Here is a 23,673-nt window from a genome sequence, read left to right as displayed (position 1 = left end):
TGCTCAGTTGAGTCGATGCACGCGACCGGACCGGATACATGACGACACTCGCCGAGAACCGCAACCGCCTGTGGCCATTCCTGGCCCAAGTGGCCAAGTTCGGTGCCGTCGGGCTGGTCGGATTCGCGGTCGACGTGACCGTGTTCAACCTGTTGCGAACTACGGTCTTCGACCCGCACCTGGTGCATGCCGGCCCGATCTACGCGAAAGTGGTCTCCACCGTGCTGGCGATCCTCGCGAACTGGGTCGGCAACCGTTACTGGACGTTCAGCCGTGACCGCCAGTCACAGACCCTGCGTGAGGGAATCGAGTTCTTCGCGGTCAGCCTGGCGGGCATGGGGATCGGACTGCTCTGCCTGTGGTTCACCCACTACGTCCTCGGCCACACCAGCGTGCTGGCCGACAACATCTCGTCGAACGTGATCGGCCTCGCCCTCGGGGCGGTATTCCGCTTCGTGCTCTACCGGTACTGGGTGTTCGCTCCGAGCCGGCGGGCGGCATCCGTTGTGCCTGACGGCACCGGTGCCCGGCAGGTGGCCACGCGCTCCAACCCCACGGTCTCGCCGTCGGCCGGCGCCTAACGGCGGCGCGACTTCGACAGGGTCGACCAGCGCACGGAATCATCGCCGAGCTCCGAGGAGACCCGGCCGGTGGCCGCCTGGTCCTGGCGGCGAATGCCGATCATGGTCTGCGAGCTTTCCATCAGGTCGTGCAGCGCCTTTTGCACGAGGTCGGCGTTCGGCACATCCTTCAACACGAGCGGATGCTCCATCCCCGAGTTGATGCGCACGTCGCCGGACCCGAACGCCGACTGCAGCCAGGACTTCCGCACCGTCACGTCGTAGCCGCGGCTGTGCAGCAGCTCCTGCCGGGTGCGCACGAAGAAGCCATGGCGGAAGATGATGCGGCGGGTGGTGATCGTGTACCGCCGGTTCAGCCAGAACACCAGCGGCAGCAGCCACAAGACCACGATCAGGAACGCGGCGCCGGGGATGACGGCGGCGTTCTGCCACCGCTCGGGCAGGTTGCCGTAGAAGTAACCCGTGGCCCCACATACCGCGAGCAGCAGAAGGGTCGGCCAGAACAAAGCGCGGGCGTGCGGACGCAGGCGCGCGATAATGCGCTCGGCCGGAGGATCGGCGGCCGGCGCACCATAGGTCGCACCAGCACTATTCGTCATATCCAATTAATACCGTAGGTGGGTCACATCTCCGGCGGCGACAGCCTGCAGCTCGTTATCTGCCTGGTCGCGCACCACCAATCGGCCGTGCACATCGAGGTCAACGGCCGTGCCGACCAGGTCGGCGCCACCGGGGAGCTCCACCCGCACGGCTTCGCCGAGGGTGCCGCAGAGTTCTGCGACTTCTGCCCGCAGTCCACTGGCGACCGGGTCGCCGCCGGCCGCCAGGTACCGGCGGTAGAGCCGGCCGAGTTCGGTCAGGTACCGGGCGAGGACCGCGTCGGGGTCGGGGGCACGGCCGGTGACCAGCAGCAGCGACGTGGAGGTGAGTGTGGGCAGGTCATGCTCGTCGAGTGCCACATTGAGGCCCGCGCCGACGACGAGGCCGTTGGCGCCGGGCAGCAGCTCCGAGAGGATGCCCGAGACCTTGTACCCATCGATCAACACATCGTTCGGCCACTTCAGGGTGACCTCGTGGCGCGGCGCCGCGTCTTCCGGCTCGGTGCCGTTGTGCGCCGGATTCTTCTTGCCGCTGGACTTGCCAGTGCGCTGGCCGTCACTCGGGGCGTGAGCCGCTGCGGCGGCCGTGGCGGTGGCGGCCTCGACCACCTCGCGGACGGCGATGGTCATCGCGGCGCCGGCGAGGAGCGGGAACCAACCGAAATGCTCCGCGCCGAGCGGCTCCCGGTTCACCGAGGGGCGAAGCAGCACCGAGATCGCCAGGGATTTGCCCGTCGGGGCGAGCCACGAGCGACCGAGTCGGCCGCGACCCTGGGTCTGGCTGTCGGTGACGACCACGGACAGGTCGGGCCAGGCGGCGGCATCCGTTCCCATGGCGTGCTCGACCAGCACATCGTTGGTCGACCCGGCCTCCGGCAGGTATTCGAAGCGCGCGACCGCCTCCCGGCTCAACGCGAATTCGCGGTCTGTGACATCCATGCGGCCCTCTTCCCGTGCACAACTCCTGCAATTCTCTCGGAAAGTGACCAAAAGGGCACTCTGGAGCCTCGAACCGCTCGAATTGCAGGAATTGTGAAACGGGCGGGGGCCGCAACAACCGGATGGAGCCCGAAACAAGGGATTCGTCCAGCGAACCCGGCCAGATTTGTAGACAATCGTCAACGGTTGGCCGGAAGGACTGGCCGGTAGAGTGAACGGCGTGACTGAGAACACCCCCGCTTCGGCCAACGACATGTACACGACTGCCGGACGGCTCGCTGACCTCAAGGAGCGCTATCACGAAGCCGTGACAGCAAGTGGCGAGGCCGCCATCCAGAAGCAGCACGCCAAGGGCAAGATGACGGCGCGGGAGCGGATCGCCGAGTTGCTCGACCATGGCTCGTTCGTGGAGCTCGATGAGTTCGTGCGACACCGCACCCACGCGTTCGGCATGGACAAGAAGCGCCCATACGGCGACGCCGTCGTCACCGGGACCGGCACCATCCACGGCCGCCAGGTCGCGGTGTACTCGCAGGACTTCACCATCTTCGGCGGTTCGCTCGGCGAGGTCGCCGGCGAGAAGATCATCAAGGTGATGGACCTGGCGTTGAAGACCGGGGTGCCCATCATCGGCATCCTCGACTCCGGCGGAGCGCGGATCCAGGAGGGCGTCGTCGCCCTCGGCAAGTACGGCGAGATCTTCCGACGCAACACGGCCGCATCCGGCGTGATCCCGCAGATCTCGATCATCTGCGGCCCCGCGGCCGGTGGCGCGGTCTACTCCCCCGCCCTCACCGACTTCGTGATCATGGTCGACAAAACCAGCCAGATGTTCGTCACCGGCCCCGACGTGATCAAGACCGTCACCGGTGAAGACGTGGGCATGGAGGAGCTCGGCGGGGCCCTCACCCACAACAAGGTCTCCGGCGTCGCGCACTACCTGGCCAGCGACGAGTCCGACGCTCTCGACTACGCGCGCACCCTGCTCAGCTTCCTGCCCGACAACAACCTGGCCGAGCTGCCGGTGTTCGACAGCGAGGTCGAGCTCGAGACAACGGATGCCGACCGCAAGCTCAATACGATCATCCCGGACGCGCCCAACCAGCCCTACGACGTGAAGACGGTGATCGAGCACATCGTCGACCACGGCGACTTCCTCGAGACCCAGCCGCTGTTCGCACCGAACATCGTGGTCGGCTTCGCCCGGGTGGAAGGCCGCTCGGTCGGTATCGTCGCCAACCAGCCCAACGCCATGGCGGGCACCCTGAACATCGAGGCGGGCGAGAAGGCGGCCCGGTTCGTGCGGTTCTGCGACGCCTTCTCGATCCCCATCCTCACCCTTGTCGACGTGCCCGGTTACCTCCCCGGCACCGAGCAGGAGTGGACCGGCGTTATCCGCCGCGGCGCGAAGTTGCTCTACGCCTACGCCGAGGCCACTGTGCCGCTGGTGACCGTGATCCTGCGCAAGGCGTACGGCGGCGCGTACATCGTGATGGGTTCCAAGCAGCTCGGCGCCGACATGAACCTCGCCTGGCCGACCGCGGAGATCGCCGTGATGGGCGGTCAGGGTGCCGTGAATATCCTGTACCGCGCCGAGATCAAGAAGGCCGAAGACGCCGGTGAGGATGTCGCCGCGGTGCGCACGCACCTGGCCAACGAGTACACCTACAACGTGGCCAGCCCGTTCCTGGCCGCCGAGCGCGGCGAGCTCGACGGCGTGATCGAGCCGGCTGCAACCCGGGTCTCGATCACCAAGGCGCTCCGGGCGCTCCGCACCAAGCGGGCCAGCCTGCCGCCCAAGAAGCACGGGAACATCCCGCTCTAGGCGGGCGTCATGGCAGCGGCAGTGACACCAAGTGGTGCGACACCGGAGCACTTCGACCGGTCCCAGCTCGAATTCGTGACCCGCGGCGTCAGCGACGCCGAGGTCGCGGCCGTGACAGCCCTGCTGCGCGGCCTGCTGCAGGAGGAATCGGATCAGCTTCGCCGGTCACCGCAGCGCACCCGGAGTGCGTGGGACCGCGGCCAGCGCGCCATCCGCTCCAAGGTCGAGCCCGGGGCCGGCCGCTGGAGAAGCTTCACCGGCTGAGCGGATGCGGCCTGTCCCCCTAAATGACGACTTTGAGCGGGCCGTCGGCCAGTGCACTATAGATAGTGCTAGGTGTCTCGCTTGCGAGTAACACCACCAATCATTCGCCCACTAGGGTAAGCAGGCGAATGCTTTGGGGGCGAGTCAGGGTGATATTCGGGTTGTCGCCCTGACTCGGAACTTCGAAAGGGGATCGGCTTCGGCCGGTCCCCTTTTCGGGTCTCGGCGGGCTCGGGGTCTCGACAGGCTCGGGTCTCGACAAGCTCGACGGGCGGTCAGGCAGGGACGCGCGGGATCTCCAGCCACAGGTCGACCTCGTCGTCTGAGGAGTCCTGGCCGAGGGCGCTGACGCTGGTGTCTGCGCTGCTGAGTCCGACGACCGTGACGGCGGTCGCAGACCCGTCGGCCGCGGTGCGCGCGATGATCTTGTCGGCCGCGGTCCGGCCGATCGCCGCCGCGAGCTTGTTCAGCACGACCTCCAGCTCGCTGTCCCCGAGGTCGTCGAGGCCGCCCTCGTCGAGCAGGGTGACGATAGCGCCGCGGCGGCGGGCCGCCATGACCTCCTGCCGCACCTGGTCGTTCAGTAGCTTGCGGCCGCGGATCTCGTCCCGAATCGCCGCCTCGAGGTAACGGCACTCCTCTCGCTGCAACTCGGTGAGTTCGCCGCCACGGTCGACGATGCGGCGCAGCATCGGCGCGGCCAGCCGGTTGGTGTGCGCGAGTCGCACCTGGCGCTCGTACAGGTGCGCCTCCTGGGCGGCCTGCCATTCGGTCGCCTCCCGCTCAGCCAGCGCGTACTGCCGGGCGTCGCGCCCGGCCTTGGCCAGTGCACGGGCCAGCAGCACTGCCGCTGCCACCCAGACCATGCTGCCGATGGCCCCGGAGGACGGCAACGCCCCCGGACCGGCCCACACGACCGTGTGCAAGCCGAGGAAGCCCACCCCGATCCAGGCCACAGTCTGCCGTTTGCGGGTGGCCGTGATCGTCATCAGCGTGCCGACCGCCGCCACATACCAGGTGGCGTAGCCGTTGGCGGCAGACCCGTCGAGCTGGCTCGCGACCAGGAGCGGCAGGGCGGCGGACACCGCGAGGTTGAAGAACGACAGCCACACCGGCATCCGCATCGGGCTGGTCGGCCAGAGGCTGAAGATCGTGGCCACGCCGTACAGGATCATCGCCGCGATCGACGGGATGGGCGAGTCCGGGGTGCCGAGGGAGTAGATGCCGAGCACAATGTGGTAGCCGGAGAACAGGGCGGCCAGCCCGAGGACCAACCCGCGGGGAACGGTGATCATGCGAGCCCACCCGGCCGATCGTCCGCAGTATCGTCGAGGCCGAGGGCGGGCAGTTCAGCGGCGGAGAACTGGCTGACCAGCCGGTCGGATTTCGCATCGGGCCGTGGCCACTCGATCCGCACCGAAGTGCCGTGACCCGGCCTGGTGCGCACGGTGACGGCGCCACCGGCGCTGATCACGCGCTCCTGGATCGAGATCCGGAGGCCCAACCGCTCAGTGGGGACGGCATCGAGGTCGAACCCGATTCCCGCGTCGGCGACCTCGATGGTGCACCCGCCATTCCGGTTGGAACTGAGGGTGAGTGTTCGTGAGAGTGAGGCATCCGCTGGGCCGGCGTGTTGCATGCTGTTGACCATGGCCTGCACGGTCGCCGAGTAGAGGGCGTCACTCGTGTGCACGGGGAGGGCGAGGAACTCACTACCGTCTTCGATGATGGTGAACGGGCCGGCAAAGGCATTCGCCGCCTGACGGATGCGGTGACTCAGCCGGGTGAACGGGATCACGGTCTCGTCGCCGACCGGCACCTGGCCGGCGTCATTGAGCCGGGCGATCGCCTGCCGCGCCATGTCCGCGGCCAGCTCCGCCTCCTGGGGACTGCGTGCGGCGGCGGCGGAGAGGAGCGTGGTGAGCACGCTGTCGTGCACGATCGAGTCCACCTCGACCCGCTCGATCTCGGTGGCATGCTGGCGCACCGCCATCCCGTACTTGCCCAGGGCGTTGGACTGGGCGATGTCCACGGCCGCTGTCGCCTGCCGCAGCATGAAGATGATGATCAGCACCACCTGGCCGAGCAGGATCGCGTACACCGCGTCGAGGGAGGCCAGGACCACGTCGGCACCGCCGCCCGAGGGCAGCATCCGGATCGCGCCGTAGGTCAGCGGTGCGATTAAGGTGTACGCGGCCGCCCACCAGAGCGGGAACGCGATCGCGGCATAGGACGTGGCCACCGTGCACACGTACCAGAGCCAGGGCTTGCCATCAAGGACCTGGCTCGGGTCGCGCGAGAGGAACGGCCACGCGACGAGGGCCAAGAGGTAGATGATGGCGCCGGCGCCGGTGGCGGTCCGGATGTGCGACTTGACGATGGTGGCGAGCACGACCAGGAGAATCACCAGCCCGAGCACCAGGGGGCTGATGAGGCCGAGGAGGGGAAGCCGCTCGTCGGCCTGCCCCAGCATGACCGGCAGCGACTGCAGCGCGAAGACCAGCCCGATCCCGCCGACGGCGCGGGACAGCACGGTCTCGATCTGCCGCTGGCTGATCGGGTTCAGCGGCGATTTCGCTTCGCCCAGCCGGTCGGAGCCAGGCTTGACGGAGGCGGGTTTGCCCTGCTTGGCAGGCTTGGCCTGGCGGGCCCGGGTCAGCGGCCGGCCCGATGACGGCCCGCCGGTCTCCGCGGGCTCAGGCGCGCGCATCCCCGCCGTCCGGGTCGAGCCCGGGCAGGATGCCGTCTTCCACGGCACGGCGCAGGAGGTCGACCTTGGTGGGCGCGGGACGCCCGACTTCGACGTATTTGACCCGGATCCGGTCGAGGTATTCACGGGCGGTGGAGTGCGCGATGCCGAGTTGCATGGCCACCATCTTCAGCGGCAGCCCCGAGGCGTACAAGTGCAGCACGTCCCGTTCACGGCGGCCGAGCTGGGCCTTGGCGAAGTCACGGTCGGCGTCGATCGCGGTGGCCCACTCGAGGTTGTTCAGCACGTCGCCGCGGGCAACGGATGCCACGGCCGCCATCACCGTCGTGGTCGGCGACGACTTCGGGATCACCCCGGCGGCACCCGCGGCGATGGCCTCGCGTACCGACGCCACCCGGTCGGCGATGCTGTGCACGAGCACCGCGGCGCCGGTCGACTGCACCAGGTGCACGTTCTCCGTCACGACCGAGCCGTCACCGAGGGAGAGGTCGAGTACGATCACGTCGCAGACCCGTCCGGCGAGGCCGTCGACCAGTTCTCGCACTGTCGCCGCGGTGAGGATCACCTGGAATCCGGCGTTCTCGCACGCGGCGCTGAGCCCGAGTCGCACCGATTCATGGTCGTCGACGATGCCGACGCGAACCGGGTGACCGGTCGTCGCGTCGGCTGGGGGCGGGGCTGTGGTGGCTGTAGGGCTCACGATGCGGATTGTCCTTTGTTCATTGACTGAGCCAACGATAGCTATTTCGAGAGCAGGGCGACGGCTTCGACATGATGAGTATTGGGAAACAGGTCGAATGCCCGCAGGGTTTTCAGCTGGTAACCGTGCCCGGCGAACAGCGCGACGTCCCGGGCGAGTGCCACCGGGTCGCACGCCACATAGACCACCTGCGCAGGACCCAGGGTGCCGAGCTGGTCGACGACCTCCCGCCCGGCGCCGGAACGCGGCGGGTCGAGCACGACTGTCGCCGCGGCCAGCCGGCTGCGCTCCGCGGCACTGGCCTCGCTGACCAGGCGGCGGAGGAACCGGTCGACCCGGTCGGTCTGCGCGCTGGCGCCCACCCATTCGGCCAGGTTCGCGGAGGCGAAGTCGGTCGCCTGCGCGTCGCTTTCCACCGAGGTGACGCGAGTGGTGGGCCCGAACTTGTCCCCGACGGCGGCGGCGAGGAGGCCCACGCCGCCGTACAGGTCGAGATTGGCCGCCCGCGGGTCGAACGCCGTTTCGTCAATGGCCTCCTGAACCGCGCGGTACAGCGTTTCTGCGGCGCTGGAGTGCACCTGCCAGAAGCCGGCGGCGTCGAGCTGGAACTCCCGCTCGCCGACGCGCTCACGAATCAGGTTCGGCGGGGTGGCCTTGCGCTTGCCCCTGGCGTCGCGCTCGGCCACGAGCACCTGCACCGCGCCATCGGTCGGGGCGACGATGTCAACGGATGCCGCGCCGGGGAACAGCTGGTCAAGTGGTGCGGCGGCCTCGACGGCGCGTTCCGCCAGCGGCAGGTCGTCGACCTCGATCACCCGGTGGGAGCGGGCCGCGAACGGTCCGATCGAGCCGTCGTCCGCCACGTGCAGGCTGATCCGGGTGCGCCAGCCGGTGCCGTCCAGCTCGTCCCCGGGCGAGGCGTTCGCGCCCACCGGGACCGGCTCGACCGAGGCATCCGTTTCGATGTGGGCCATGCGGCTCATGGCGTCGGCGAGCACCCGGCGCTTGAGTTCGCGCTGGAAACCCAGTTCGATGTGGCCGAATTCGGCGCCGCCGGCGCGGTCCTCCGGGGCCCGCTCGAGGGCAGCGGCCGACCAGATGTGCGGCTGCCGCTCGGGGGCGGCGGTGAGCACCTCGACGGTGTCGGCGCGCCAGAAGCTCTTATGGTTGGCGTCGGTGAGCCGGGCGCGCACCCGCTCGCCCGGGAGGGTGTCGCTGACGAAGATCACTCGGCCTTCGTGCCGGGCGACGAAGATACCGCCGTGGGCTACGTTGGTGACGTCGAGTTCGAGTTCGGTGCCGACGCCGGCCTGGTTGTCATTGCTGGTGCCCATCTATCGAGCATCCCATACCGCTTCGACGGCCGCACGCCGCGGGCTGTCACTGGCGGTCACTGGGCTGTCGCTGAACAGTTGAAAGGAACTATGCGCCTCTATCTCGCCTCCACGTCCCCCGCCCGGCTGACCCTGCTGCGGTCGGCGGGAATCGAGCCGGTCACCATCGCCCCGGAGGTGGACGAGGACGCGGTCGCCGCGGCGGCGGCCGCCGTGCAGGGCACGCCGCTCACCCCTCACCATGTGGTGGAGCTGCTCGCCAGGGCCAAGGCCGAAGCGGCCGTGGAGTTGCTCGCCGCAGCCGCGGACGGCACGGGTGCTGTCGACGGGACGGGTGGGGTCGACGGGACGGGTGCTGTCGACGGGACGGGTGCGGTCGACGGGCTGATCCTCGGCGGTGACTCGGTGTTCGTGCTCGACGGTGTGATCTACGGAAAGCCGCACACCGCCGAGAAGGCGCGCGAACGTTGGCAGTTGCAGCGCGGCCGCACCGGGCAGTTGTTCTCCGGGCACTGGCTCATCGAGCACGCCGGCGGCCGCGTCGGCCGCTCATCCGGGGCTGTCGCGGTGGCCGACGTCACCTTCGCAGACGACATCACCGATGCCGAACTCGACGCCTACATCGCCACGGGTGAGCCGCTCTTCGTCGCGGGCGCCTTCACCATCGACAGCCTCGGCGCGCCGTTCATCACCCACATCGACGGCGACCCCTCCACGGTGATCGGGCTCTCCCTCCCGACGCTCCGACGGCTGGTCAATGGCCTGGGGTATGCGTGGCCGAGCCTGTGGAATCGCCCGCGCGCCTGACCGGCGCCGGGCCGGGGTCGGGACCACCGGCGACGTGGATCCGCAACTGTAGACATCCGTCACGGTTTGGCTCATATTTTTGTGGGACGGAACCAAAAACGCCGAGAGACGGCGGAATAAGCTAAGGGACTGTGCCACGTATAACGAAGGTCCTCATAGCCAATCGTGGCGAAATCGCCGTGCGGGTGATCAGAGCCGCGAAAGACAGCGGCATCACCTCGGTCGCCGTCTACGCCGACCAGGATCGGGACGCACTCCACGCCCGCCTCGCCGATGAGGCCTACGGGCTCGACGGAAGCACCAGCGGCGACACCTACCTCGTGATCGACAAGATCCTCTCCATCGCGCGTCGGGCCGGCGCTGACGCCGTGCACCCCGGCTACGGCTTCCTCGCCGAGAATGCCGACTTCGCGCGTGCTGTGATTTCGGCAGGGCTGGTCTGGATCGGGCCGTCGCCCGAGGCGATCGAGCAGCTCGGCGACAAGGTCTCCGCCCGGCACATCGCCGAGAAGGTGGGCGCACCGATGGCGCCCGGCACCCTGAACCCGGTGACGGATGCCGCCGAGGTACTCGACTTCATCGACCAGCACGGGCTGCCGGTTGCGATCAAGGCCGCGTTCGGCGGCGGCGGTCGGGGCCTCAAGGTGGCGCGCACCCGCGAGGAAGTGCCTGAGCTGTTCGACTCGGCGACCCGTGAAGCCGTGGCTGCCTTCGGCCGCGGCGAGTGCTTCGTGGAGAAGTACCTCGATGCGCCGCGTCACGTGGAGACCCAGTGCCTGGCCGATGCGCACGGCAACGTGGTCGTCATCTCCACCCGCGACTGCTCGCTGCAGCGCCGCCACCAGAAGCTCGTCGAGGAGGCGCCCGCGCCGTTCCTCACCGAGGCCCAGACGGCCGAGCTGTACCGGGCGTCGAAGGCGATCCTGGCCGAGGTCGGTTACCTCGGCGCCGGCACCTGCGAGTTCCTGATCGGCCAGGACGGGACCGTGTCCTTCCTCGAGGTCAACACCCGCCTGCAGGTCGAGCATCCGGTGTCCGAAGAGGTCACCGGCATCGACCTGGTGCGGGAGCAGTTCCGCATCGCCGAAGGCGGCGTGCTGGACTACGACGACCCCGTCCCCGTCGGCCACTCCTTCGAATTCCGCATCAACGGTGAGGATGCCGGCCGCGGGTTCATCCCCTCCCCCGGACCGGTGCACGTGTTCCGCCCGGCCGGTGGCCCCGGCGTGCGCGTGGACAGTGGAGTCCAGGCCGGCGACGTGATTTCCGGATCGTTCGACTCGCTGCTCGCGAAGCTGATCGTCACCGGCGCCACCCGCGAGGAAGCGCTGGACCGTGCCCGCCGCGCGCTCGACGAGTTCGAGGTCGCCGGGTTGCCCACTGTGCTGCCGTTCCACCGGGCGATCGTGCGCGACCCGGCCTTCGCTCCGGCTGACGGCGAACCGTTCTCGGTGTACACCAGGTGGATCGAGACCGAGTTCGAAAACCACATCGAGCCCTGGAGCGGCAGCCTCGACGACACCGCGCCCGCCGACAAGCGGCACAGTGTGGTGGTGGAGGTCGAAGGCCGCCGCATCGAAGTGATCTTGCCGTCCCGCTTGATGCCGGGCGCCGCGTCCGAGAACACGGCCGGCCCCGCGCCGCGTCGTCGCGCCGGGGCGCACGCCGTGCGCTCCGCCACCGGCGACGCCGTGAAGGCGCCGATGCAGGCCACAGTTGTGAAGGTGGCCGTCGTCGAGGGCGACGTCGTCGTCAAGGGCGACCTGCTGCTGGTGCTCGAAGCGATGAAGATGGAGCAGCCCCTCACCGCGCACAAGGACGGTGTAGTCGGACCGGTGGCCGCGACGGTCGGGTCGACCGTGTCGAGCGGGCACCTGCTGCTCAGCGTCCTCGACGCCGCCGGGGTCGCCGCCTAGCTCCTCGCGCCCACCGCGGCTTGTCCGCCGCATCGCGTGCCATTGTGTGTTCTCTCCGCGGCCCTTGCGGCTCCAGGACCGCTCGACGAGGCCGGCTCTCGTCGCCGCCGCGTGGCTAACTCCTGCAATTTGTGCGCTTTGCGACGGCGCCGCCCCGCGATTCCGGGGGAGTGTGGCCGGGCGCAGTACGAATTGCAGGAGTTACGCACGGGTCGCTGGGGCCGGTGCGGGCGGGGAGCGCCGGGCACGGGGCTGTTGAGCGACGGGCCGGGGCGATGGGGCAACGGGCCCGGGCGGTGGGGCAACGAGCCCGGGGCGGTGGGGCAACGAGCCCGGGGCGGTGGGGCAGTCGGACGGGCCCGGGCGGTGGGGCAACGAGCCCGGGGCGGTGGGGCAATCGGACGGGCCCCGTAAGGCACTGGACGGGCCCGTGAGCCAGCGGGCCGGTCCCGTGGGGCAATGGGCCGGGTCGATGGTTCCAGACCCGGGCGTGCGACACCGACTGTCGTGGCTCCCGCATGGCTAACTCCTGCAATCCGCGAGTGGAGCGTAGGCGCCGCCGCGTGATTCCGGGGAAGTGTGGCCGGGCGCAGTACGAATTGCAGGAGTTACGCACCGGGCGTTGGCTAGAAGTACCGGAATTCGGCTTCCGCGGAGGGAATGACCAGCGGATAGCAGCAGCCAGCAGCCAGCAGCCAGCAGCCAGCAGCCAGCAGCCAGCAGCCAGCAGGACGCTAGCGGACGATGTGCATCGCGCGGGCGGCATCCGTTATCGAGCCGGACAGCGACGGGTAGACCGGGAAGGCGCGGGCGACCTGGTCAACGGTGAGCCGGTGCTCGACCGCGAGGGCGAGCGGGAAGATGAGCTCGCTGGCCTTGGGGGCGACGATGACGCCGCCGATGACGGTGCCGCTGCCGGTGCGGGCGAACAGCTTGACGAAGCCGTCCTTGATCCCCATCATCTTGGCGCGCGGGTTCGATGCGAGCGGCAGTTTGTAGATGTCGCCCTGCGCGATGCCCTCTTCGATCTGCTTCTGGGTCCAGCCGACCGTGGCGATCTCCGGCTGGGTGAAGATATTGGAGGCCACGTTGCGGATCTCGATCGGGTTCACCGCATCGCCCATCGCGTGCAACATCGCGGTGCGGCCGGCCATCGAGGCGACGGATGCCAGCGGCAGCTCGGTCGTGCAGTCACCGGCCGCGTAGACGTTCGGCATCGACGTGCGCGACACTCGGTTGACCCGGATGTGCCCCGATTCGGTGAGTTGGATCCCGGCCTCTTCCAGGCCGATCCCGGCGGTGTTCGGCACGGACCCGACGGCCATCAAGCAGTGGCTGCCCTCGACGGTACGGCCGTCGGACAGGGTGGCGAGAACGCCGTCCGTGGTGCGCACGATCGACGAGGCGCGGGACTTCGAGAGCACGACCATTCCGTTGCGCTTGAACACGTCCTCGATGACCCGGGCGGCGTCGGCGTCCTCGCCGGGCAGCACCTGGTCGCGGCTGGAGATGAGGGTGACGTCAGCGCCGAGGGCGCGGTACGCGGAGGCGAACTCGGCGCCGGTCACGCCGGACCCGACCACGATCAGGTGCTCGGGGACTGCCTTGAGGTTGTAGAGCTGGGTCCAGGTGAGGATGCGTTCCCCGTCGGGGACGGCCGTGTCCAGGATGCGCGGGCTTGCACCCACCGACACCACCAGGGTGTCGGCCTCTATCCGGTCGAAGTCGGTGCCGGAATCGCCGGGAGCGGTGGACACGATGATGCCACTGGTTCCGTCAAGTCTGCCCTCACCGTGGACCAGGCGCACGCCGGCATGGATCAGGCTGGCCTTGAGGTCCTCGGACTGTTGCCGGGCCAGGCTGAGCAGCCGCTTGTTCACGGCGGCGAGGTTGATCGCGACATCGGGGCGGGCGGGCTTGCCGCTGGCGCCGCGCACGAAGAATTGCACGCCCAGGTCGGTGGCGTCGCCGATCGAGTTCGACGCTTCCGCAGTCGCGATCAGCGACTTCGAGGGCACGACGTCGGTGATCACGGCGGATCCGCCGACCCCGACCCGTTCAACCAGGGTCACGTCGGCGCCCTGTTGCGCTCCCGCCAGCGCCGCTTCGTAACCGCCAGGCCCTCCGCCGAGTACTGCAATGCGCTGCTTGCGTTCGAACTCATAGGCCATTGCTCTATTCTCTCCCACCCGCTTGCAGTGCGACAAAACGGATGCCGTCGGCCGGCGCGGCTGGGTCCGCCGGCGGCGTGGGTGCGGGCGGGCGACGGTGGGCCGCGGCGGGCGGGCAGCAGCGGGCGGGCCGCACGTCGGCGCGACTTGATCGGCCGGCGGCGGGCGACCGGCCTGAGCGGGCGCGGACACGGTGGCGGGCTGTGTCGCGGTGGGGTTGCCGGCATCCGGTGCCTGCTGCTCATCTGAGCGCCGAAACCCGAATTCGCACTCCGAATGAATGGGGGAATTAGAGTGATGGGATGCTGAAGACCCAGACCAACCCACTCGACGCGCCCGAGGCTGACCCGTTCGACGTCGCACGGACTGCCGCCGCCGAGATCGCCGCCGCGACCGGCGTCCCACGGCACGACATCGCGCTCACCCTGGGCAGTGGGTGGGGCAAGGCCGCCGACCTGATCGGCGAGACCACGCACACCATCCCGGCCCACGAGATCACCGGGTTCAGTGCGCCAGCGCTGGAGGGGCACGTCGGAACGCTGCGCTCGGTGCTGACGCCGGACGGCAAGCGCGCCCTGGTGATCGGCGCGCGCACCCACTACTACGAGGGGCACGGGGTGCGCCGGGTGGTGCACAGCGTGCGCACGGCGGCAGCGACCGGGGCGACCACGATGATCCTCACCAACGGCGCGGGCGGGATCAAGGAGTACTGGACGCCCGGCACCCCGGTGCTGATCAGCGACCACATCAACCTCACGGCGGACTCGCCGCTCGAGGGTGCAACGTTCATCGACCTCACGGACCTGTACTCCACGCGGCTGCGCGACCTCGCGCGCAGCATCGACGCATCGCTCGATGAGGGCGTGTATTGCCAGTTCCGCGGACCGCACTACGAGACGCCGGCCGAAGTGCAGATGGCGAAGACTATCGGCGGGCACATCGTAGGGATGTCCACCGCGCTGGAGGCGATCGCAGCCCGCCAGGCCGGAATGGAGATCCTCGGGCTGTCGCTCATCACCAACCTGGCGGCGGGCATCCAGAAGTCGCCGCTCAGCCACGGCGAAGTGATCGAGGCCGGCAAGAACGCCGAGGCCGCAATCAGTGCCCTTCTGGCCAAGATCGTGGCCGCACTGTGAGTGGGCGTCACGCCGGCACCCCCGGCGGCGAAGCCGCGGACCACACTTGGGGCGGTTCCGAAGAGGGCCTTCCACCAACCCAGGCGATTCCGGTGCTGCCCCCTGACGCGGCGACCGATGCCCCGGGTACAGATGCCCCGGTCATCGCCACTGCCGAAGCCTGGCTCGCCCAGGATCCCGACCCGGAGACCCAGGCCCAACTGCGCCTCCTGCTCTCCGGCGCGCACAGCGGCGACGCTGCGGCGATCGCCGACCTGCACTCCCGCTTCGACCAGCGGCTGGCCTTCGGCACCGCGGGGCTCCGCGGCGAAATCGCGGCAGGCTCCAACCGGATGAACCGCGTACTGGTTTCGCAGGCCGCGGCCGGCCTGGCCGCCTACCTGCTGGAGCAACACGCAAACGGCAGTGGCGCATCCGTCGTGATCGGCTACGACGGACGCAAGAACTCGCAGGTCTTCGCGAAGGACACCGCCGAGCTGATGGCCGGCGTCGGGGTGCGCGCCATCCTGCTGCCGCGGCTGCTGCCGACGCCGGTGCTCGCGTTCGCGGTGCGCCACCTCGATGCCAGCGCGGGCGTGATGGTGACCGCGTCGCACAATCCGCCGAATGACAACGGCTACAAGGTGTACCTCGGCGGCGAGAACGAGGGGTCGCAGATCGTCGCGCCCGACGACGCCCTGATTGCGGCATCGATTGTGAACGTCGCCGCGACCCAGCTGGTGCCGGAGATGCCGCGCGGGGAATATGAGACGGCGGACGAGTCGGTCGTGCAGGCCTATGTCGACGCCACAGCGAGTGTCGCCGCTCCCCCGCGCGCCCAGGTCAACGCGGTGTACACGGCCATGCACGGCGTCGGCTGGGACACCACCCGACGCGTCCTGGAGGCGGCCGGCTTCGAGTTGCCCACCCTGGTCGACGCGCAGATCGCGCCGAACCCGGCCTTCCCGACCGTGGCGTTCCCGAACCCCGAAGAACCCGGCGCGATGGACCTCTCTTATGAGACGGCCCGCGAGGTCGATGCCGAGCTGATCATCGCGAACGACCCGGATGCCGACCGGCTGGCGGTGGCGATTCCCGACCCGTCATCGCCGGACGGCTACCGTCGGCTGAGCGGCAACGAGGTCGGGGCGATCCTCGGTTGGCGTGCCGCCATTTTGGCGACGGATGCCGCGCGTGCGGCCGGCGCGGGCGACCGCGGTCCGGTGGGCACGCTCGCCTGTTCCATCGTGTCGACTCCGGCGCTTGCCGCCGTCGCCGACGCCTACGGGCTGGACTTCGCGGACACACTCACCGGGTTCAAGTGGGTGTCCCGTGCTCCCGGCCTGATCTTCGGCTTCGAAGAGGCGCTCGGCTACCTGGTGAACCCGGGGACGGTGCGGGACAAGGACGGCATCTCCGCCGCCGCCGCGTTCCTCTCCCTGGCCAGCGAGCTGAAGGCCGACGGCGTCACCATCGCCTCGCACCTGGACGCGTTCAGCGAGAAGTTCGGGCATTACGCGTCGGGGCAGATCTCCGTGCGCGTGACGGACCTGGCGCAGATCACCACGGTGATGACCCGGTTACGGGACACGCCTCCGGCCCTGGTGGGCGGCATCCGCGTCGATCGCATCGAAGACCTCAAGGACGGCTTCGAAGGACTGCCGCCGAGCGATGTGCTTCGGATCTGGCTTGCCGACGGGTCGCGGGTGATGGTGCGGCCGAGCGGCACCGAACCGAAGCTCAAGGTGTACCTCGACACCCACAGCTCCGACGGAACCGTGCCGGAGCGAAAGTCTGCGGCGGCGGCGGCGCTGGCCTCACTCGACGCCGGGATGCGCGAGCTGATCGGGTAGCTCTCGGTCGGTCGCGCCGCTGAAGCACGTGTAACGCACCTTCGTTTGCGCCGGGAGGGCGCGTTATACGTATTTCTGCGAGCGGTCGAGTGGGTGGGGGCGTATGCCAGACTGACCGCATGAGTACTGTGGGCGCACGGGTACGGGTCAACGGCGACCTGTGGCTGGCGTTGGCGGCGGTGGCGGCGTCTGTCGTGGGGACTGGCCTGACGTGGGTCGGCTGGGTGAGCCTCGGACAATCCGACTCCAGCCCGGTGCGGATCGTGGCGCTCGCCCTGACCGGCTGCCTCGCCCCCGGCCTGCTGGTGGCGGCGGTGATCCGGCTGCTGTGGCGGCGCGGCGCGATGTCCGGCCGCATGGCGGTCGTCGCGGCGTCGCTCGGCGGCATCGCCCTGGCCGCAGCAACTATGACGGCACTCTCGTTCGGCCGGGGCATCGCCGAGGCGGACGGCGAGGCGCCTCAGACACTCTTCGCCGACCTCGTGTTGGTGTTCTTCGCCACCGCCATTGTTCTCGGCACGGTCGCAGTCGCGCTCGTGTTCGGCAGTGTGCTGGGCCGAACCAGCCTCCACCGGGGGCTCGTGACCGTCAGCTCGATCGTCATCGGACTCGTCGGGGTGGTCCCGATTGGGGTAGCACTCATGACCGGGACCACCCTCTTGGCCATCGCCTTCGTTGCCGTGCTCCTGGTCCTCCAGTCGCGGCAGGCGGCGCTGGTCGGCGGCGCCAGCCGCGTTGGTTCGACGATGCTCCGAAGCGAACCGGGCACCACAGGGACAAGCGAGACGGCACCGAGCGTTTCCGGCGTGCGCGCGACGCCGGCCGGTCGGGCTGTCGGGCGGGCACCGCTCGTGCTCGCACTGGCCAGCAGCTTGCTGGGACTGTGCGCCGCTGCGTTCGCCCTCTCGGGAAGCGTCTGGCCGCTCGGCGCGGGACCGGAGTTCGACAGCACCTCGGCCATGGGCTACGGCGTCGCGGCAGGGCTGGTCGCGGCGATTCCTCTCGTCGCGGCGCTGGCGCTGACGGTTGCGCGGCGCCGACCGCGGCATCCGTTGTGGTGGTCGACCTGGGCGCCGACCGGCCTGATCTGTGCGGCGCTGCTGATGGTCGCTGCGACGTCGCTGCAGAATGCGCTGAGCGGCGGCAGCGGGACCCTCCTCGGCTGGAACCTGCTGGCCTGGGGCCTGGCGCTGTATGCCGCGGGCATTGCCCTCGTCGTCGGGATGCGAGTGCCGCTGAGCGGGATGGGACGCGTGGCGACGTCCGTTCTGATCGGCGCCGGAGTCGCTGCGGCGACGGCCTTCGGCACGTTTGCACTCCCATTCGTGGCCCCACTGGTCGCGATTGCGCTGGCTTTCTGGGTCATCCCGAGACTGAACGGGCGCGAGGTGGGTTCTGCCGGCACCGAAATCGCCGGCTGACAGCGCGGTCGTCTGCACAACTCCTGCAATCCGCACGGCGGCTGATACCAGATCCGCGGAATCCCGCGGCCGGGGGTACAGTCTGTGCGCGGTTTGCAGGAGTTGTGCGCGCGGGCCCCACGAGACCGGCCGCGGGCAGAGGGTTTCGTCGGCTGCGGAGTCCCACCGACGGAGAAATCGGCCGCAGTGGGTGAGCCGGGGCGCCGGCCAGTCGGACTCAGTCTTGGCGCGGGCGACCTGAGACGGGGCGGGCGACCTGAGACGGGGCGGGCGACTTGAGCCGGGGCGGGTGACCGGCGCCGGGGCTCAGCCCAGCGCGGCCTCGAGTTTTGCGCTGATCTCGTCCAGGTCGAAGTAGTTGTCGATCACGATCACGTCGGCGTTGGTCTTGCCGATTGCCCCCACCAGCTCCGACGAGGTGAGAATCACCTGGGCGTCGGAGGCCACCGCGGCGACGCTGGCGACGTCCGATGCGGTCACGTTGGCGTCGATGCCGAGCCGGTCGAGTGCCCGCTCGGCGTTGACCTTGAGGATCGCCGAGGTGCCGATCCCGATCCCGCAGATGGCGACGATCTTCACGGTGCCGCCCGGTTCACTCCGGCGCCCGACGTGGTGCCGAGGAGTGAGCGGATACCGTCGGCATCCGTCGCCCGCGCCAGCGCCGGGATCACGCTGGCGTCGTTGAAGACGTTCGCCAGCTCAGAGACGAATCGCACGTGCTCGTCGGAGCTGGTGACGGCCAGGCCGACGATCACGGAGACGGGGTCGTTGTGCGGGTGCCCGAAGTTCACCGGGTCGGCCAGGGTGACTACGCTGAGCCCCTCGGTGAGCACGTCCTTGCCGGGGCGGGCGTGGGCCAGAGCCAGACCAGGGGCGATCACGATGTAGGCGCCGAATTCGTCGATCACGCCGACCATCCGTTCGGTGTAGCCATCGGTCGTCGCACCGGAGCGGGCCAGCGCGGCTCCGGCGGCGGCCACCGCCGCCCGCCAATCGGCAACGTGCAGGCCGATGGCAATGGCGGCGTCTGGCAGGGGAGGAAGCGGCATGGTGGCTTTCAGGGGGAATCGGTGGCGAGGCGGGTGGTGCGGACGATCGGCCGTCAGGCCGTTTCGAAGCCGGCGGAAATCGCATCCGTCAGTTCTTCACGGTCTTCGAGCGGCAGGAACGCGGCCTGCGCGGCGTTGAGCTGGAAGACCTCGAGGTCGTCGAGGTCGTAGCCGAACGCGTCGCTGAGGAGGGCGAGTTCCTTGGTGAGGCTGGTGTTGCTCATCAGCCGGTTGTCGGTGTTCACCGTCACCCGGAAATCGAGCTGGTAGAGGAGGTCGAACGGGTGGTCGAGGAGGTCCTGGCCCCAGGCCGCGATCGCGCCGGTCTGCAGGTTCGACGAGGGCGCCAGCTCCAGCGTGATCTCGCGGTCGCGCACCCACTGGGCGACCGGCCCGAGCGTGACGAAGGTGTTCTCGTCGTCTTCCCTCTCCACGGTGATGTCCTCGGCCAGGCGCACGCCGTGCCCGAGGCGCAGCGCACGACCGTCGAACAGGGCGCCACGGATGCTGTCCAGCCCGTCGGCCTCGCCGGCGTGCACCGTGACGGGGAAGAATTCCTTTGCCAGGAAGTCGAAGGCGGCCACGTGGTTGCGGGCCGGGAATCCGAGTTCGGCGCCGGCGATGTCGAAGCCGACGACGCCGTTGGTGCGGTGGCGGAGGGCCAGCTCGGCGATCTCCATGCCGCGGTTGTTGTGGCGCATCGCGGTGACCAGCTGGCCGATGCGGATTCGCGAGCCGGACTGCCCCACGTGCTCGATCCCGGCCTCGATGCCTTCCTGCACCGCTTCGACGGCCTGGTCGAGCGTGAGGCCACGGGCGAGGTGCTGCTCGGGGGCCCAGCGGAGTTCGCCGTAGATGACGCCATCGCGGCCGAGGTCCTCGACGAACTCCCTGGCCACCCTGGCAAGGCCCTCGCGGGTCTGCATCACGGCCGTGGTGATGTCGAAGGTCTTCAGGTACTCGACCAGCGAGCCGGAGTTCGACTGGTCCTCGAACCAGGTTCCGAGGGTGGCGGCATCCGTTGCGGGAAGTTCGAAACCGATCGCGTCGGCCAGTTCGATGATCGTTTGCGGGCGCAGGCCACCGTCGAGGTGGTCGTGCAGCGAGATCTTGGGGAGCGAGTTGATGCTCGTTCCGCCGCCGGGCAACAGGTATTCCTCGATGGTCGCGTTCACGGTGTCTAATCTATCGGCGCGCGGGCGATTCCCGTCTCTCGGTTTGCTGAACGTCCGCTGCACGTTCAGGCGCGTCGGCGCTGCCTGTTCATACTGCGGTTTCGTGCAGCGGTTTCGTGCGCGCGGTTTCGTACGCGCGGGGGTTTCCTGCGCCACCTGCCGCTTTTCTCCGTTCGCGCTGAGGATTCGGCCACGCGCGGCGGGCATGCCATGCGCGCGTGGCATGTTCCTCAGCGCGAGCACGTTTGCTCAGCGCGTGCACGTTTCCTGCGCCACCTGCCGCCCTTTCCTCCGTTCGCGCTGAGGATTCGGCCACGCGCGGCGGGCCTGCCATGCGCGCGGAGCGCTTTCCTCAGCGCGTGGCATTTTCCTCAGCGCGAGGACGTTTCCCCAGCGGGAGCGGATGCCGCGGGGCGGCCGACGAGGGCTGGTTACCGTAGATTTGACGGCATGCCGACCAAGATCATCCTCGACTGCGACCCGGGCCACGACGACGCGATTGCGATGCTGCTCGCGCACGGCAACCCGGAGATCGACCTGGTGGCTGTCACCACAGTGATGGGCAACCAGACCCTGGACAAGGTCACCCGTAACGCCCTCTCGGTCGCCCGGGTGGCCGGCATCACCGGTGTGCCGTTCGCCGCCGGGTGCGCGCGTCCATTGGTGCGGGAGATCGAGACGGCGCCGTCGATCCACGGGGAATCCGGGCTGGACGGCCCGGTGCTGCCCGAGCCGACCATCGCGCTTGATTCGCGGCACGCCGTCGACCTCATCATCGACACGATCATGGCCCACGATCCGGGCGAGATCACCCTGGTGCCCACCGGCGCGCTCACCAACATCGCCCTCGCGGTGCGGAAGGAGCCGCGCATTGCGGCCCGGGTGAAGGAGGTGGTGCTGATGGGCGGCGGATACCACGTGGGCAACTGGTCGGCCACCGCCGAGTTCAACATCGTGATCGACCCGGAGGCCGCGCACATCGTGTTCAACGAGAAGTGGCCGCTCACCATGATCGGGCTTGACCTCACCCACCAGGCCCTCGCCACCCCCGACGTGGCGGCGCGGATCGCCGCCGTCGGCACCGCCCCGGCCCGGTTCGTCGGCGAACTGCTCGAGTTCTTCGCCCACACCTACAAGGACGCGCAGGGCTTCGAGCACCCGCCGGTGCACGACCCGTGCGCCGTCGCCTACGTGATCGACCCTTCCGTGATCGCGGTGCGCCGGGCGCCGCTCGACGTCGAGCTCACCGGAACGCTCACCCTCGGCATGACGGTGGCCGACTTCCGGTCGCCGGCGCCGGACGACTGCACCACCCAGGTCGCGACCGACCTCGACCACGAGAAGTTCTGGTCACTGATCATCGACGCGCTGGAACGGATCGGCGACCCCGCGTAGCCGCCACCCCGTCGCGTCTCCCGCCGAACCAGGCCGGCGCGACGGGGAACGAACGGCGGCCGGTCAGCCGATGCGGTCGGCGATCAACGGGCCGCCGTCCCGGACGGGGTCGCCCGGGTCGCCGATCCGGTAGGCACCCTCGACCGACTCGAGCGCGCGCGGGAAGCGGGCGGGTTCGTCGGCGCTGAGCGTGAACAGGGGCTGGCCCTTGGTGACGGTGTCGCCGGGCTTGGCGTGCAGGTCGACGCCCGCGGAGTGCTGCACCGGGTCGCCCTTCCGGGCCCGCCCGGCGCCGAGACGCCAGGCCGCGATGCCAAACGGCAGTGCGTCCTGCTGCACGAGCACACCGTCGCGCTCCGCGACCACGGTGTGCGTCTCCTTCGCAACCGGCAACGCCGCATCCGGGTCACCTCCCTGCGCGCGAATCACCTGACGCCACTTGTCCATCGCGCGGCCGTCGGCAAGCGCCGCCTCCACGTCGACGTCGGTCCGGCCGGCCAGCGCGAGCATCTCCCGGGCCAGCGCCACCGTGAGCAGGGCGATGTCGGCCGGGCCGCCGCCGGCGAGCACCTCCACCGATTCGCGCACCTCGTTGGCGTTGCCGATGGCCAGGCCCAGCGGCACGTTCATGTTCGTCAGCAGAGCGGATGTCGCCACACCGGCATCCTGCCCGAGGGCGACCATGGTGCGTGCGAGTTCCCGCGACTGCTCGATGTCTTTGAGGAAAGCGCCGGAGCCGAACTTCACGTCGAGCACGAGCGCCTTGGTTCCCTCGGCGATCTTCTTCGACATGATCGAGGAGGCGATCAGCGGGATCGACTCGACCGTTCCGGTGATGTCGCGGAGCGCGTACAGCTTGCCGTCCGCCGGGGCCAGGCCGCTGCCGGCGGCAGAGATCACACCGCCGACGTCCCGCAGCTGGGCGAACATCTCCTCATTGCTGAGGTTCGCCCGCCAACCGGGGATCGACTCCAGCTTGTCGAGCGTTCCGCCGGTGTGGCCGAGCCCGCGGCCGGAGAGCTGCGGCACGGCGACGCCGAATACGGCGACGAGCGGCATCAGCGGGAGGGTGATCTTGTCGCCCACCCCGCCGGTGGAGTGCTTGTCGGTGGTGGGTTTGCCGAGGTCCTCGAAACTCATCCGCTCGCCGCTGTTGATCATCGCGAGGGTGAGTTCCTTGATCTCGGCCCTGGTCATCCCGTTCAGGTAGATGGCCATGATCATCGCGGCCATCTGCTCGTCGCCGACGTAGCCGCGGGTGTAGGCGTCGATCAGCCAGGCGACCTGCGCCTCTGACAGTTCGCCCCGGTCGCGTTTGGTGTGGATCAGGTCGACGACGTCGAACGGTTCGACAGCGCCGGCTACAGGAGGTGATGCCATCAGCGTTCCGTTCCGTAAGCGTTGAGGGTGCGTGGCCCGAACGCGTCGGGCAGCACCTCATCGATGGTGCGGATGCCGGAGACGGTCTCCAGCAGCATTCCCGGCGCGGCGTGTTCGAACAGGAGCTGCCGGCAGCGGCCGCACGGCATCAGGGTGGTCCCCTCGCCGTCCACGCAGGTGAAGGCGACCAGTTGCCCGCCTCCGGTCATGTGCAGGCTCGACACCAGCGCGCACTCGGCGCACAGGGTGAGCCCGTACGAGGCGTTCTCGACGTTGCATCCGCTGATCACGCGGCCGTCGGTGACAAGCGCGGCGGCGCCGACCGGGAAGTGCGAATACGGCACGTAGGCGTTCGTCATGGCGGCCGCTGCGGCCTCCCGCAGCACGCTCCAGTCGATGTCGCCGGAGACCGGCACGGCCGGGTTTCCTGTCATGCCGC

At 69.2% G+C, this 23,673-nt stretch carries 21 protein-coding genes; 9 read left to right on the top strand and 12 right to left on the bottom strand.

The features are described from left to right. The first annotated feature begins 38 nt into the window (after positions 1-38). Entirely contained in the window at positions 39-581 is a 543-nt protein-coding gene (locus AB4Y94_RS12310; RefSeq protein ID WP_441728115.1) for a GtrA family protein, read from the top strand. Here AB4Y94_RS12310 and AB4Y94_RS12305 read toward each other — a convergent pair. Both AB4Y94_RS12305 and AB4Y94_RS12300 read right to left on the bottom strand, forming a co-directional pair. Next, positions 578-1,180 carry a PH domain-containing protein gene (locus tag AB4Y94_RS12305; protein ID WP_441728114.1) on the bottom strand — a complete coding sequence of 201 codons (603 nt, stop codon included), beginning with the start codon at positions 1,178-1,180 and terminating at the stop codon, positions 578-580. The two genes, AB4Y94_RS12310 and AB4Y94_RS12305, sit on opposite strands and share 4 nt — an antisense overlap. A 6-nt stretch (positions 1,181-1,186) precedes the next feature. Continuing rightward, on the bottom strand, positions 1,187-2,119 hold the full coding sequence (locus AB4Y94_RS12300) for a biotin--[acetyl-CoA-carboxylase] ligase (protein ID WP_441728113.1): 933 nt from the start codon (positions 2,117-2,119) through the stop codon (positions 1,187-1,189). Positions 2,120-2,372: 253 nt separating this feature from the next. On the opposite strand from AB4Y94_RS12300, the gene AB4Y94_RS12295 reads away from it, so the two are divergent. Together AB4Y94_RS12295 and AB4Y94_RS12290 are read left to right on the top strand one after the other, a co-directional pair. Then, positions 2,373-3,944 (top strand): acyl-CoA carboxylase subunit beta, encoded by a 1,572-nt coding sequence (locus tag AB4Y94_RS12295; RefSeq protein ID WP_441728174.1) that lies wholly within the window; start codon positions 2,373-2,375, stop codon positions 3,942-3,944. A 9-nt stretch (positions 3,945-3,953) separates the two neighbouring features. After that, on the top strand, positions 3,954-4,208 hold the full coding sequence (locus tag AB4Y94_RS12290) for an acyl-CoA carboxylase epsilon subunit (RefSeq protein ID WP_441728112.1): 255 nt from the start codon (positions 3,954-3,956) through the stop codon (positions 4,206-4,208). A 275-nt stretch (positions 4,209-4,483) separates the two neighbouring features. Here the strand turns inward: AB4Y94_RS12290 and AB4Y94_RS12285 are convergent, their stop codons facing one another. From AB4Y94_RS12285 to AB4Y94_RS12270, 4 genes are read right to left on the bottom strand one after another with little or no spacing between them, the layout of a single operon-like run. Beyond that, positions 4,484-5,503, bottom strand: a complete 1,020-nt coding sequence (locus AB4Y94_RS12285; protein ID WP_441728111.1) for a hypothetical protein — start codon at positions 5,501-5,503, stop codon at positions 4,484-4,486. Beyond that, positions 5,500-6,918 (bottom strand): sensor histidine kinase, encoded by a 1,419-nt coding sequence (locus tag AB4Y94_RS12280; RefSeq protein ID WP_441728110.1) that lies wholly within the window; start codon positions 6,916-6,918, stop codon positions 5,500-5,502. Before AB4Y94_RS12280 ends, AB4Y94_RS12285 begins: the two co-directional genes overlap by 4 nt. Beyond that, positions 6,905-7,618 carry a response regulator transcription factor gene (locus AB4Y94_RS12275; protein WP_441728109.1) on the bottom strand — a complete coding sequence of 238 codons (714 nt, stop codon included), beginning with the start codon at positions 7,616-7,618 and terminating at the stop codon, positions 6,905-6,907. The genes AB4Y94_RS12280 and AB4Y94_RS12275 overlap by 14 nt, the downstream gene beginning before the upstream one ends. Before the next feature lie 41 nt (positions 7,619-7,659). Further along, on the bottom strand, positions 7,660-8,952 hold the full coding sequence (locus tag AB4Y94_RS12270) for a class I SAM-dependent RNA methyltransferase (protein WP_441728108.1): 1,293 nt from the start codon (positions 8,950-8,952) through the stop codon (positions 7,660-7,662). A 90-nt stretch (positions 8,953-9,042) separates the two neighbouring features. Between AB4Y94_RS12270 and AB4Y94_RS12265 the strand changes: the two genes are divergently transcribed. Both AB4Y94_RS12265 and AB4Y94_RS12260 read left to right on the top strand, forming a co-directional pair. Beyond that, on the top strand, positions 9,043-9,759 hold the full coding sequence (locus AB4Y94_RS12265) for a Maf family protein (RefSeq protein ID WP_441728107.1): 717 nt from the start codon (positions 9,043-9,045) through the stop codon (positions 9,757-9,759). Between the two features lie 131 nt (positions 9,760-9,890). Then, positions 9,891-11,675, top strand: coding sequence for an acetyl/propionyl/methylcrotonyl-CoA carboxylase subunit alpha (locus tag AB4Y94_RS12260; RefSeq protein ID WP_441728106.1), 1,785 nt, complete (start codon positions 9,891-9,893; stop codon positions 11,673-11,675). 734 nt (positions 11,676-12,409) lie between these two features. Here the strand turns inward: AB4Y94_RS12260 and AB4Y94_RS12255 are convergent. Then, a complete protein-coding gene (locus AB4Y94_RS12255; protein WP_441728105.1) occupies positions 12,410-13,846 on the bottom strand; it encodes an NAD(P)H-quinone dehydrogenase in 1,437 nt (478 codons plus the stop codon). A gap of 302 nt (positions 13,847-14,148) precedes the next feature. Here AB4Y94_RS12255 and AB4Y94_RS12250 point away from each other — a divergent pair, with 302 nt between their 5' ends. From AB4Y94_RS12250 to AB4Y94_RS12240, 3 genes are all read left to right on the top strand, one after another. Next, complete coding sequence (locus tag AB4Y94_RS12250) at positions 14,149-14,982, top strand: purine-nucleoside phosphorylase (RefSeq protein WP_441728104.1); 834 nt, start codon at positions 14,149-14,151, stop codon at positions 14,980-14,982. Positions 14,983-15,074: 92 nt separating this feature from the next. After that, positions 15,075-16,814, top strand: coding sequence for a phospho-sugar mutase (locus AB4Y94_RS12245; protein ID WP_441728173.1), 1,740 nt, complete (start codon positions 15,075-15,077; stop codon positions 16,812-16,814). Positions 16,815-16,933: 119 nt separating this feature from the next. Continuing rightward, the gene (locus AB4Y94_RS12240) at positions 16,934-18,235 is read left to right on the top strand and encodes a hypothetical protein (protein WP_441728103.1); all 1,302 of its coding nucleotides are present in this window, start codon (positions 16,934-16,936) and stop codon (positions 18,233-18,235) included. Positions 18,236-18,541: 306 nt separating this feature from the next. Here AB4Y94_RS12240 and AB4Y94_RS12235 read toward each other — a convergent pair whose 3' ends face one another. Genes AB4Y94_RS12235 through AB4Y94_RS12225 form a run of 3 tightly spaced genes read right to left on the bottom strand, consistent with a single transcriptional unit; the run spans position 18,542 to position 20,459 of the window. Beyond that, a complete protein-coding gene (locus tag AB4Y94_RS12235) occupies positions 18,542-18,814 on the bottom strand; it encodes a PTS sugar transporter subunit IIB (RefSeq protein WP_441728102.1) in 273 nt (90 codons plus the stop codon). After that, positions 18,811-19,284 (bottom strand): PTS sugar transporter subunit IIA, encoded by a 474-nt coding sequence (locus AB4Y94_RS12230; RefSeq protein WP_441728101.1) that lies wholly within the window; start codon positions 19,282-19,284, stop codon positions 18,811-18,813. Before AB4Y94_RS12230 ends, AB4Y94_RS12235 begins: the two co-directional genes overlap by 4 nt. A gap of 53 nt (positions 19,285-19,337) precedes the next feature. Beyond that, positions 19,338-20,459, bottom strand: coding sequence for an adenosine deaminase (locus tag AB4Y94_RS12225; RefSeq protein ID WP_441728100.1), 1,122 nt, complete (start codon positions 20,457-20,459; stop codon positions 19,338-19,340). 450 nt (positions 20,460-20,909) lie between these two features. Between AB4Y94_RS12225 and uriH the strand changes: the two genes are divergently transcribed. Beyond that, complete coding sequence (gene uriH, locus AB4Y94_RS12220) at positions 20,910-21,854, top strand: uridine-preferring nucleoside hydrolase UriH (protein ID WP_441728099.1); 945 nt, start codon at positions 20,910-20,912, stop codon at positions 21,852-21,854. 63 nt (positions 21,855-21,917) lie between these two features. On the opposite strand, the gene AB4Y94_RS12215 is transcribed toward uriH, so the two are convergent. Continuing rightward, on the bottom strand, positions 21,918-23,234 hold the full coding sequence (locus AB4Y94_RS12215) for a thymidine phosphorylase (protein WP_441728098.1): 1,317 nt from the start codon (positions 23,232-23,234) through the stop codon (positions 21,918-21,920). Next, a complete protein-coding gene (locus tag AB4Y94_RS12210; protein ID WP_441728097.1) occupies positions 23,234-23,668 on the bottom strand; it encodes a cytidine deaminase in 435 nt (144 codons plus the stop codon). Before AB4Y94_RS12210 ends, AB4Y94_RS12215 begins: the two co-directional genes overlap by 1 nt. Positions 23,669-23,673: the final 5 nt, after the last annotated feature.

Source organism: Glaciibacter sp. 2TAF33, assembly GCF_052114945.1.
In the GTDB taxonomy this organism is placed as follows: domain Bacteria; phylum Actinomycetota; class Actinomycetes; order Actinomycetales; family Microbacteriaceae; genus Cryobacterium.
The sequence above is the reverse complement of the archived record's forward strand: the minus strand, read 5'-3'. Positions and strand labels throughout refer to the sequence as shown.